At 63.7% G+C, this 10889-nt stretch carries 10 protein-coding genes; 5 read left to right on the plus strand and 5 right to left on the minus strand.

Annotated features, from left to right (window positions below):
* From VZ95_RS03955 to VZ95_RS03975, 5 genes are all read left to right on the plus strand, one after another.
* Window positions 1-419, plus strand: a 419-nt coding sequence (locus VZ95_RS03955) for a substrate-binding domain-containing protein (RefSeq protein ID WP_045774721.1), incomplete at its 5' end; no start/stop codon positions are given.
* 88 nt (window positions 420-507) lie between these two features.
* Window positions 508-2007 (plus strand): sugar ABC transporter ATP-binding protein, encoded by a 1500-nt coding sequence (locus tag VZ95_RS03960; protein WP_045774722.1) that lies wholly within the window; start codon window positions 508-510, stop codon window positions 2005-2007.
* Window positions 2004-2990 (plus strand): ABC transporter permease, encoded by a 987-nt coding sequence (locus VZ95_RS03965; protein ID WP_045774723.1) that lies wholly within the window; start codon window positions 2004-2006, stop codon window positions 2988-2990. Before VZ95_RS03960 ends, VZ95_RS03965 begins: the two co-directional genes overlap by 4 nt.
* Before the next feature lie 9 nt (window positions 2991-2999).
* Window positions 3000-3977 carry a galactofuranose ABC transporter, permease protein YjfF gene (gene yjfF / locus VZ95_RS03970; protein ID WP_198148072.1) on the plus strand — a complete coding sequence of 326 codons (978 nt, stop codon included), beginning with the start codon at window positions 3000-3002 and terminating at the stop codon, window positions 3975-3977.
* On the plus strand, window positions 3974-4957 hold the full coding sequence (locus tag VZ95_RS03975) for an aldose epimerase family protein (protein WP_045774724.1): 984 nt from the start codon (window positions 3974-3976) through the stop codon (window positions 4955-4957). Before yjfF ends, VZ95_RS03975 begins: the two co-directional genes overlap by 4 nt.
* On the opposite strand, the gene VZ95_RS03980 is transcribed toward VZ95_RS03975, so the two are convergent.
* From VZ95_RS03980 to VZ95_RS04000, 5 genes are all read right to left on the minus strand, one after another.
* Complete coding sequence (locus VZ95_RS03980) at window positions 4944-5897, minus strand: LysR family transcriptional regulator (RefSeq protein WP_045774725.1); 954 nt, start codon at window positions 5895-5897, stop codon at window positions 4944-4946. The genes VZ95_RS03975 and VZ95_RS03980 overlap by 14 nt on opposite strands.
* 97 nt (window positions 5898-5994) lie before the next feature.
* On the minus strand, window positions 5995-6570 hold the full coding sequence (locus VZ95_RS03985) for a histidine phosphatase family protein (protein WP_045774726.1): 576 nt from the start codon (window positions 6568-6570) through the stop codon (window positions 5995-5997).
* 11 nt (window positions 6571-6581) lie between these two features.
* Window positions 6582-9368, minus strand: coding sequence for a hybrid sensor histidine kinase/response regulator (locus tag VZ95_RS03990; protein WP_198148073.1), 2787 nt, complete (start codon window positions 9366-9368; stop codon window positions 6582-6584).
* A 17-nt stretch (window positions 9369-9385) separates the two neighbouring features.
* Window positions 9386-9661, minus strand: coding sequence for a CBS domain-containing protein (locus VZ95_RS03995; RefSeq protein ID WP_045774727.1), 276 nt, complete (start codon window positions 9659-9661; stop codon window positions 9386-9388).
* A gap of 6 nt (window positions 9662-9667) precedes the next feature.
* On the minus strand, window positions 9668-10747 hold the full coding sequence (locus VZ95_RS04000; RefSeq protein WP_045774728.1) for an alpha/beta fold hydrolase: 1080 nt from the start codon (window positions 10745-10747) through the stop codon (window positions 9668-9670).
* Window positions 10748-10889: the final 142 nt, after the last annotated feature.

Genomic DNA, 10889 nt, shown 5'->3' on the forward strand with positions numbered 1-10889 from the left:
TGTTCCCCGGTATGGTCTTGGCGCGCTCGCAGAGCGGTGATTTCACCCGTTCGGGCGGTAAGGAAGTCATGGAAAGCTTCCTGAAGGCGGAAGGCGGCGGTAAAAACCTCTGCGCCGTTTATGCCCATAACGATGATATGGCTCTCGGCGCGATTCAGGCGATCAAGGAAGCCGGATTGAAGCCCGGTAAAGATCTCACGATCATTTCCATCGATGCGGTTCCGGATATCTTCAAGGCGATGGCCGATGGCGATGCCAATGCGACCATCGAGCTGAACCCGCACCTCGGCGGTCCGGCCTTCGATGCCATTGATGCGGCTAAAGCGGGCAAGCCCGTCGCCAAATGGATCAAGGCGCAAGGCCCACTGTTCCTGCCGGATACCGCTGCCGACGAATATAAGCGCCGCAGCGCAAAATAGCTCCCCCCTGGATGCCGGAGATTCTTCACCCCCATAGGAGAAGCTCCGGCATTCTTTTCTCAGTATAATAGGGGGAGGGGCGGCCCGAATGCTTCAGCCTGCCGTACTGTCTCTTGTTGGCATTACCAAGCTATTTCCTGGCGTTAAGGCGTTGGATGGGGTGGATTTCGATCTCTATCCGGGCGAAATCCACGCGCTTTTAGGGGAAAATGGTGCCGGCAAATCAACGCTAATTAAGGTTCTCACCGGCCTCTATCGTCGCGATGGCGGGGAGATGCGGCTTGCCGGGCAGCCGATTCACCCGCGCACCCCGCAGGAGGCGCAGGCGCTGGGGATTAGCACCGTCTATCAGGAAGTTAATCTGGTTCCGACGCTGACGGTGGCGGAGAATCTCACCCTCGGGCGGCAAAAGCGCGTCGCTGGTCTGATCCGCTGGCGGGCCGCCAAGGCCGATGCCGAAGCGCTGCTGGCGCCGCTTGGATTGACGCTGGATGTGAATAAGCTGCTCGGTTCCTACTCCATTGCCATTCAGCAAATGGTCGCCATTGCCCGCGCGTTGGCCGGGGATGTCAAAATCCTCATTCTCGACGAGCCGACCGCCAGCCTGGATAGTCATGAGGTGGAGGTGCTGTTTCAGGTGCTGCGCCGCCTCAAGGCCCAGGGGATCGCCATCGTCTTCGTCACCCATTTTCTCGATCAAGTTTATGCCGTGTCCGACCGCATTACCGTGCTGCGCAACGGCAAACGCGTGGGCAGCGAGCTTGCGGCGGCCCTGCCTCGGCGTGATTTGGTCCGCTTGATGCTCGGCCAGCACGCGGCGGCGCTTCCCAGCGCCCGGCATGCGGATACCGACGCCGAACCGAGCACGCCGCCGCTCTTGCGCGTCGAAGGCATCGGCAAGCGGCATCATCTGGAGCATGTCGATCTAACCTTGCGCGCCGGGCAAGTCGTTGGCTTGGCGGGGTTATTGGGCTCCGGCCGGTCCGAGACGGTACAACTGCTGTTCGGCGACGAAAAGGCCGATCGCGGGCGGATTGTGCTGAACGACGTGCCGATCGACGTGCGCACGCCGCGCCAGGCCATCCGCCTCGGCTTCGCCTTTTGCCCGGAAGACCGCAAGCGCCACGGTATCGTTGCCGATCTATCGGTGCGCGAAAATATCATTCTGGCGCTGCAAGCCCGGCAAGGCTGGCGCAAGCCGATTGCGCGGACCGAACAGCTGCGCCTCGCCGATGAGATGATTCAAGCGCTCAGCATTCGCACGCCCGATGCCGAAAAGCCGGTGGGGCTGCTGAGCGGCGGCAATCAGCAAAAGGTCATTCTCGCCCGCTGGCTGATTATGAACCCCAAAATCCTGCTTTTGGACGAGCCGACGCGCGGGATCGACGTCGGCGCGCACGCGGAAATCATGATTCTCATCCGAAAACTCTGCGATGCGGGCATGGCGCTGGTGCTGGTCTCCTCCGAACTAGACGAAATAACCGCCGTGGCCGATCATGTCGTCGTGCTGCGCGACCGGCGGCGCGTTGCCGAGCTTTCCGGTAGAGCCATTACCGAGACCGCGATTATCGAGGCGATTGCCCCATGAGCTTTTCCTTTTCCAGCCTGGACCGGCGCTGGATTTTGCCGATTTTTGCCCTCGCCGCCATTCTGCTCGCCAATCTCATCCTCTCGCCGGGGTTTTTCGCGGTGCGGATGGTCGACGGGCATTTTTATGGCAGTGTGATCGATATTGTCCACCGGGCGACGCCTTTGGGGTTTGTCGCGCTCGGCATGGCCGTCGTGATTGCTACCGGCGGGATCGATCTTTCGGTCGGTGCGATTATCGCCATTTGCGGCGCGACGGCGGCGGTGCTGCTGCGCACGACCGAGATGGCGCCCGCGCTTATTCTGCTGATTGCGCTGGGCGTCGGCCTGCTCTGCGGGGTGTGGAACGGGTTTTTGGTCGCGTTTCTCGATATTCAGCCCATCGTCGCCACGCTGATTTTAATGGTCGCCGGGCGCGGCATTGCGCAGATGATTACTGGCGGGCAGATCATCACCTTTCACAGCGACCTGATGAGTTTCCTCGGCAGCGGCTATCTGCTGGCTCTGCCGGTGCGGGTGCTGCTGATGGCGGTTTTTGCGCTGGCCTTGGGGCTGATCCTGCGGCGCACGGCCCTCGGGCTGTTCCTGGAAGCCGTCGGCGGGAATGCGGCGGCCAGCCGACTCGCGGGGATCGATGCGCGCTGGGTGCGGCTGTCGGCCTATGCGCTCTCGGGCCTGTGTTCGGCCTGCGCCGGGATTATCCTCACGGCGGATATTCGCGGGGCCGACGCCAATAATGCCGGGCTGTGGTTGGAGCTCGATGCGATTCTGGCGGTCGTCATCGGCGGGGCGGCGCTGAAAGGCGGGCGCTTCGGCCTGGGGCTGACGCTGATTGGCGCGCTGGTCATCCAAAGCCTAACGACCTCCATTCTGGTCAGCGGCCTGCCGCCGCAATATACGCTGGTGGTGAAGGCGCTCGTGATCTTAGCGGTGCTGTTTTTACAATCTCCCCGGTTGGGATCAATCCGCCTGGGGCGGGGTTAGGAACGGGCTATGCTGAAAAATGAACGGCTGATCCCTTTGATGGCGACGCTGCTGGTGCTGCTGCTGCTCTATGGGCTCGGCATGGTGCAATACCGCAATTTCGCTTCCACCCTCGTGCTCGGCAACCTATTGACCGATAACGCTTTCGTGATTACGGCGGCGATTGGCATGAGCTTCGTTATTCTGGCGGGTGGGATTGATCTGTCCGTCGGCTCGATGATCGCTTTCGTCGGCGTCGGCTGCGCGCTGCTGATTACCAAGGCGGGCTGGCATCCGCTGGAAGCGGTGGCGGCGGCGCTGCTGTTCGGCGTGCTGTTCGGCGCGGCGATGGGCTGGGTGATCGATGTGTTCGAGATCCAGCCCTTTATCGTCACCCTGGCGGGCATGTTTCTGCTGCGCGGCCTCGCCTTTGGGCTAACGCTCGAATCGATTCCGATTCAGAGCCCGTTTCTCGATAGCGTCGCGGGCTTCAAACTGCCCCTGCCGGGGCGGGGCGGCCTGTCGGCCTCGGCCCTGATTATGCTGGCGGCGCTGGGGCTCGGGATTATCCTCGCCCATTGGACGCGCTTTGGCATCAATGTCTATGCCTTGGGTGGCGACCGCGCGTCGGCGGTGCTGTTGGGTGTGCCGGTGCGCCGCACGACCGTGGGGATTTATGCGCTGAGCGGCTTTTACAGCAGCCTCGCGGGCGTGCTCTACACGCTCTACACCGCGTCGGGCTATCCGCTGGCGGCGGTTGGGGTGGAGTTGGATGCGATTGCGGCGGTGGTGATCGGCGGCACGCTGCTGACCGGCGGCGTCGGCTATATCGTCGGCACCCTGTTCGGCGGCCTTATTCAAGGCGTGATCCAAACCTTGATCGCTTTCGACGGCAGCCTGAATAGCTGGTGGACGAAAATCGCCGTGGGCGGGTTGCTGTTCGCCTTCATCGTGTTTCAGCGCACGATCACGCGCTCGTTTTCAAGCTTACGGCGGGGGGCGGCATGAGCCGGAGACTGGTCGGCGAGATCGGCGGGCAGCCGGTCGAGGAAGTCACGCTGACCGGCGTGGCCGGGATGCGGGCGAAAATCCTGAGCTTTGGGGCCACCGTGGCCGATCTTTCCCTAGAAACCCCAACCGGGCCGCAATCGGTTGTGCTGGGGCACGCGGAACTTTCAGGCTATGCCGACAATCCCGCCTATTTGGGCGTGACGGCGGGCCGCTACGCCAACCGCATTGCCGAAGGTCGGTTTTCCTTGGACGGGGCGCTGGTCGAGGTCGACCGCAACGAGCATGGTCGCCAGCATCTGCACGGCGGCACGCCCGGGATTTCCCATCGCAATTGGCGGATTGTTTCCCAGACCGATACGGCGGTTACGCTGGAGCTTCTCTCGCCCGCGGGGGAGAGCGGCTATCCGGGGAATGCGGTCATCGCCTGCACCTATGCCCTACTGCCACCGGGCACGCTGGCGGTGAGTTATTCCGCCACCTGCGACGCCGTGACGGTGATGAACCTCGCCCATCATTCCTATTTCACCCTCGCGCCGGGCAGCGATAGCCGCGATCACCAAATGCAGATCGCGGCGGATTTCTATACGCCGGTCGATGCCGACCTTATCCCCACCGGTGAAATTCGCCGGGTGGCGGAAACGCCGTTCGATTTCTGCACGTTGCGCCCGCTGCGCCAACCGCCGACGACGCCCTACGATATCAACTTCGTGCTGCGCAAGCCGTTGGGCGCTTTTGCCCCTTGCGTAACCTTGGTCGGCCCGGACGGAAAGCTTCGGCTGACGGTCGCGACCGATGCGCCGGGGGTGCAGGTCTATGATGGCCACGGGCTTGGTGCCCCTCACGGGGCTTACGCCGGAATTGCGCTGGAGCCGCAGTTTTTCCCCGATAGCCCAAACCGTCCGCATTTTCCCTCCGCGCGGCTCGCCCCAGGCGAAGTTTACCGCCAGCGCACGGAGTATCGGTTTACGGTTGGATAGGGCGATTGGCCCCCAAGGCCTGCTGAAGCGCTTCGAAGACCGCGCTCGCGCCGGGGGAGAGCATTTTATTGCGCAAACGCACGAGGCCGAAGGGTTCGACCGAAATCACGTCCTTGAACGGTAGCGTGCAGTAGCGATCCGGCGTTTCGAACAGGCTGGCGACCGAGCGGACGACGACGGTAATGCTCTGGTTGCGCGCCACAGCGGCGAGCGACATGAAGACCGAACTGGTTTCCATTACCTGCCGGGGAATGGGCAGGTTCACGGCTTGAAACAGGCTTTCGATCCGCCGCCGCAGCAGGGTGCCGCGCGGCTGTAACACCCAGGCTTGATCGACTAAATCCTCTAAACTTATCCGCGCCCGCCCGGCCAGCGGGTGCCCGGCCCCGACAACGAAGCACAGTTCCTCCTCCCCGACCTCTTCGTAGAGGAAGGAGGTTGGGTCGGCCCCGAGCGGAATTCGGCACACGGCCATATCCAGTTTTGCGTCGAGAAGCTTTTGAATCAGCGTGTCGCTGGTATCGATCTGCACCGAGATCAGCAGACCGGGGCGCGCATAACGGACGGATTCGACGGCCCCTAAAACGGCATCGACTGCCGGGGCCATCACCGTGCCGATCGTCACAGCCCCGCCTTCCCCCGCCATCAGCGCCGAAAGCTCTTCCCCCGCCTGACTGAGTTCGGCCAGCACCATGCGGGCGTGACGGATCAGCACCTGCCCGTACCAATTAGGCTCCAACCCGCGCGCCAGCCGGTCGAATAGGCGCACATCGAGCGCGGTTTCAAGATCGGTGAGCAGTTTGGAGGCCGCCGGCTGCGACATGGTTAGCGCCTGCGCCGCCCGGTGCATATTGCGGTGATCGTCGATGGCTTGCAGCAGTTGCAAATGCCGAAATTTCAAGCGAGCGCGCAGGAACCAATCGGTCGAAAGTTTTTTCATGGGGGGCTTTGCCCTATCCGTTGCGCACCTGGAGAGCGTTGCTGCTGTCGGTGAGCCGGGATATTAGGGCAAAGCGGAGCCTTCCGAAAATAGGCTTCTAGGAAGTTCCCACCGTCGCATAAGTTTCGGTTGCGAGCCGAGGCAGCACGACGCGCGGAAAACGCACGACTTCGGCATTCCCCACCGGAGCCGTGCGCGCCCCGCCGGTCAACTCGACGAAAATCCGCGCGACGCCCTTACTGCCGACCAGCAGCGGTAGGCGGTAGGGGCGCACGAGGATATCGACCAAGGCGCGCTCTAACCGGGTGCGAAAGGCGGTTTCGCTCTCGCCGCCGGGCGGGGTGAGTTTGGCGTCGAACCAGGCTTGCGTGTCGGCGATGGGTTGGCCGTTCCAATCGCCTAAGCGCCGTTCGCGCAGGCCCTCGTGCGGAATTAGCGGTTCGGTGAACCCCAGGGTTTCGGCAAGAATTTCTGCCGTTCGCCGGGTGCGCTGCAAGGGGCTAACGAAAATCGCATCGGGCCTAAGGCCATCGGCCAAAAGCTGTTCGGCGGCGGCTTTTGCCTGGGCCGCGCCCTGGGCGGTGAGCGGAATATCAATATCGCCGCCGCAACGCACGCCGCGCCGATTATAGTCGGTTTCACCATGACGGATGAATAGGAAGGCGTCGGACATGGCCCCTCGCGTCAGTAGGATGTGATGAAATGATCGACCGCCCGCCAGGCGGCAACCAGGGCCGGGCGTTCGTTTTCGGCGCTTTCGTCGGCCTGGGCCGCGCGTTCGATGGCGAGGCAAACGGCAGCCAGCCCCTGCGCGCCGACCATGCCGGAGGCCCCCTTCAGCTTATGGGCGAGCTGTCGCACCGTCTCCGGGGCGCTCTTGTCGGTAAGCGCCGCGTGCAACTCGGTATAGATCGGCGCGCTCGAGTCGCGATACCGCTCCAAGAGGCCGCGAATGCCCGCACGGTCGCCGTCCAGCAGCGCTTCGAAGCTCCGCGTGTCGATCACGGCGGTGGCGGTAGCGGGGGGCGGTGGTTCCGGTTCCGGTTCAGAATCGACGCGGGCGATGCCCCCTTCCGGCAGCCAGCGGGCGAGGCAGGCCCCAAGCCGGGCCGTATCGACGGGCTTAATCAGGCAATCGTCCATACCGCTTTCCCGGCACAGGTCCGCCGCATCGGCCTGGGCATTGGCGGTAATGCCGACGATGGGTAGGCGCGGCAGTGTGGGATCGTCGGCTTCCAGCGCGCGCAGCAGCCGGGTCAGCCGATAGCCGTCGATCACCGGCATGTCGCAGTCGGTCAGCAGTAGGGAAAAGCCGCCCTCGGTCAGCCGGTTCAGCGCCTCTTCCCCGTCTTGGACGGCCTCGGCCGCGCAGTTGAGGCGCTGCAACTGCCGCAGGATAACTTCGCGGTTGATCGGGTGATCGTCGGCGACTAGCACGCGCCCGCGCCCGCTGAGATCGGTTGCGGCGGCGTCGGGGAGTTTCACGACGGGTACAGTCGCCGTTCCGGCTTCGAGCGGCACCCGCACCCAGAAGCGGCTTCCCCGCCCAAGGCTGCTCTCGACGCCGATTTCCCCGCCCATCAGGCCGACCAGCAGGCGGCAGATCGATAGGCCCAGCCCGGAGCCGCCAAATTGCCGGGCGGTAGAGCGGTCGGCTTGAGTGAAGGGCTCGAACAGCCGCTCCACCCGATCGGGGGCAAGACCGATGCCGGTATCGCTGACCGCGATTAGCAGGCGGGTTTCGGCGCGTTCGATGCGCAGTTCCACCGCGCCGCTGACGGTGAATTTCACTGCATTGCCGAGCAGGTTGAACAAAATTTGCCGCAGCCGCACCGGGTCGCCCATCAGCGTCGGCGGCAGGGCCGGGTCGAGGGTGGTGCGCAGCGGCAGGCCCTTTTTCTGGGCCAGCGGCAGCAATGTCGCCGTGACCCCGGCGACCAGATCGGTCAGGGCGAACGGCACATGTTCGAGATCAAGCCGCCCGGCTTCGATTTTGGAGAAATCCAGAATATCGTCGATGATCCGCAGCAGCGAAAAGGCGCTTTCGCGGATGAGGCCGACAGCATACTCCTGGTCCGTCGTCAGCACCGTTTGCGCCAGGATATCGAGCATGCCGAGGACGCCGTTCATCGGCGTGCGGATTTCGTGGCTCATGGTGGCAAGAAAGGCGGATTTGGCTTGGGTGGCGGCCTCGGCCTGATCTTTCGCCTGCTCTAGCCGCGCCTGAATATCCTTGAGGTCGGATATCTCGAACAGCCAGATGACGATGACATCTTGGCCTTCGAAACGCGACTGTGCCCAAGATGAAAGGGTCCAGCGCTGCCCGTCGCGCGCGGATCGGATCGCCGTTTCCTTGCCGCTGAAGCCGCCCGTCTGCGCGAACAGCGCCCGGTTGGCGGCATGCTCGGTGGGATCGACGTACAGGCTGGCGATATCCGTGTGGTGCAAGGCGTCATGGGGCTGGCCGACGAGGCGGCTGAAGCTGGGATTGGTGAAGAGAATTCGCCCGGCATCATCGACGAGGCAGACGCTGACCGGGCTGGTTTCCAACAGCAGGCGCGACAGGGTTTGGCTTTCGCGCGCGGCTTGCTCGGCCTGTCGCCGCGCCTGACCGATGGTGACCAGCGAGATGAAGTTCGCGGCGGCTTTGAGGAAATTGACCTCATCTTCGGTCCAAGATCGCGGGGCGTCGGCCTGCTCGCAGCGCAAGACGCCAACCTCGCGCTGTTCGGCCTGCACCAGCACATGCATGAGGGCGACGATGCCCGCCGGGTGCAGATCGTGGGGCTGCAACTCGGCGACGCGAATATCGGCGGCGACGTTCGGGACGATTAGCGATAGATCGCGCGTTAGCGCCTGCCGGTAGATTGGATAGGCACTGAGCGGCACGGGCGCATTGGGCGTGATCGGCACCAGCGCCGGGTTCGGGATGATCTGCGCGGTTTGCTCCAGCCGTTCAGACCCGTCGGCCTGGGGGCGCACTGCCCAGAGACTCACTCGGTCTACCTGCAACGTGAGCGCGATGATGCGCAGAATATCCGGCAGGGCGGCGTCGGCATCGGCTAGGCGCACGGCGCGTAAGGTGGCGATTTCCTGCAACGCGGTCGTCTGGCGCATCATGCGGGCACGATTGTCGCGCAACTGGCGCTCGGTTTCCTGGCGCACTTGAATATCGGAAACGAGTTGTTCTTGCGTGCGGCTGAGGTCTTCCATCGCAATCGTCAGCCGGTCGGCATTTTCCTGCGACACCTTCAGCAGTTCTCGATTGCGGCGGCTGGCGATGCGCTGCACTTCGGCCAGCGCCATCATCAGGATCGGCGTGTCGAGAATCGCCGCCAGTCCGTTGGCATGGGTCACGAGAATTGGATCGTAGATCTCCTCCGCGCCGCGTTCCAGCGCGCGTTGGGCCGCGTCTTCGATGGGGGTGGTCGCCGTCAGGGTCAGGGCGGCGGGGGCGATATCCTCGCGCATGACCATGATCGAGCGGCTCAGGTAGACGTCGCGGCCCAGGGTTTCGAGAGATTCTCCAGAAAGCGGCGGCGGGTGATGAGGCCCAGAATTTTCTTCTCGTCCTGAACGATCACGCCGGGCAGATCGGGCGTATTGGCGAAGAGACGGCTCACATCTTGCCCCGTTGCCCGGCGCGACAGATGCGCCGCATGCATCGGCAAATCGCCCAAAGTGAGCGCGAGATCGCCCTGGGCCTGAGTGCGTTCGGCGAATAGCAGGCGCAAACGGTCACGGATGGAGGGGGCGGTTTGCATGGGGGATTAGGCGGCCGGTTTGGCGGAGGTGAAGAGGTGCCGGGGCGTTGCGGGCGGCAACAGGCAGGTGAAGGGGGCCTCTGGCCCGTGCCCTGCCAGCCACGAGCGAACGAAATGGATTTGATAGGCGTCGCTCAACGCCGGCGTATGGCCGGTTTCCGGCACATGCATGGCGGCGACGCCCGGCTTTTCCAGCATCTGCTGAACGGTTTCGAGCAGCAGCGCATCGGACATCAGCCCGTGGATGACCAGCACCGGCATATCGAGCTTCCGCCAATCGTCCCATTGGTCGATGCTGTCGGTGGCGCTGGCGGCATAGGCTTGCAGCGCGCGCGGATCGTGCCGGTAGACGCGCCCACCATGTTCCGCCGACCATTGGGTTTGGAAATAGGTATTGTGCAGCAGCTCGTCTTCCGTCACCGGCCCGTCGTTTTTGGCCGAGGCCCCGAGCCGCCGAAACAGGTCGGACGGGCGTTTGAAGATATAATGATGCGCCACAGCCTGTGCCCGCCGCTGCCGCCGTTCGGCGGGCATATAGGGGCCGATATCGTTCAGCACCAGTTTTTCCACCCGTCCCGGATGCGCCGTGGCGAAGGCCATTGCTGTACTGCCGCCCAGCGACGAGCCGATGATGCTGGCCGTGGGCCGGTCGAGATGGTCGAGCAGTTGCGCGAGGGCCTCGACATTGGCCTCTAGTGTGTAATCGCCTTCCTTCGCCAGCCAGCCGCTCATGCCGCGCCCCGGCCAGTCGAAGCAGATAACATTGAAATCGGCGGAGAGATCGAGGGCGAGATAATCCCAGCGCCGCGCGGTATTGGCGATACCGCCGAGGCAGATCAGCAGCGGCGCGTCCGGGTCGCCCCATTGGATATAGGCGAGCTGCACGCTGGTTTCTTTCCGCTGATGCGCGGGCCAATGCTCTTGCAGCCGCACCGGGTGGCGGTAAGCGAAACTGCGCAGCTCGAACCGGCCGTCGAAGGGCATAAGCGTGCGCTGAACCAATAGCTCATATTCCTCCCAGGTCATCGCATCGCCCCAGGAAAAGAGGGAGGCACCGGGAATGGACGCGAGATCGGCAGACGACATAGAAGCCTCCGGGCTAAACGGATGGGAGCGCAGGCACACGGGTGCCCGCGAAGACGGCGGCAAACCCGGCGGCGGCGATCAGGGTGACGAGGGTGAGCGCTTGCAGCGTTCCGGCATATCCGCCGAGCGGCAGGGCGGCCCC

The organism is Elstera litoralis, assembly GCF_000963705.1.
GTDB lineage: Bacteria > Pseudomonadota > Alphaproteobacteria > Elsterales > Elsteraceae > Elstera > Elstera litoralis.

What these genes read in the sequence shown, in the direction of transcription:
- VZ95_RS03965 (WP_045774723.1), top strand. Translation starts at nt 2,004, where the DNA reads ATGAGCTTTTCCTTTTCCAGCCTGGACCGGCGCTGGATTTTGCCGATT.
- VZ95_RS04000 (WP_045774728.1), bottom strand. Translation starts at nt 10,747, where the DNA reads ATGTCGTCTGCCGATCTCGCGTCCATTCCCGGTGCCTCCCTCTTTTCC.
- VZ95_RS03960 (WP_045774722.1), top strand. Translation starts at nt 508, where the DNA reads ATGCTTCAGCCTGCCGTACTGTCTCTTGTTGGCATTACCAAGCTATTT.
- VZ95_RS03980 (WP_045774725.1), bottom strand. Translation starts at nt 5,897, where the DNA reads ATGAAAAAACTTTCGACCGATTGGTTCCTGCGCGCTCGCTTGAAATTT.
- VZ95_RS03985 (WP_045774726.1), bottom strand. Translation starts at nt 6,570, where the DNA reads ATGTCCGACGCCTTCCTATTCATCCGTCATGGTGAAACCGACTATAAT.
- yjfF (WP_198148072.1), top strand. Translation starts at nt 3,000, where the DNA reads ATGCTGAAAAATGAACGGCTGATCCCTTTGATGGCGACGCTGCTGGTG.
- VZ95_RS03975 (WP_045774724.1), top strand. Translation starts at nt 3,974, where the DNA reads ATGAGCCGGAGACTGGTCGGCGAGATCGGCGGGCAGCCGGTCGAGGAA.
- VZ95_RS03995 (WP_045774727.1), bottom strand. Translation starts at nt 9,661, where the DNA reads ATGCAAACCGCCCCCTCCATCCGTGACCGTTTGCGCCTGCTATTCGCC.
- VZ95_RS03990 (WP_198148073.1), bottom strand. Translation starts at nt 9,368, where the DNA reads ATGCGCGAGGATATCGCCCCCGCCGCCCTGACCCTGACGGCGACCACC.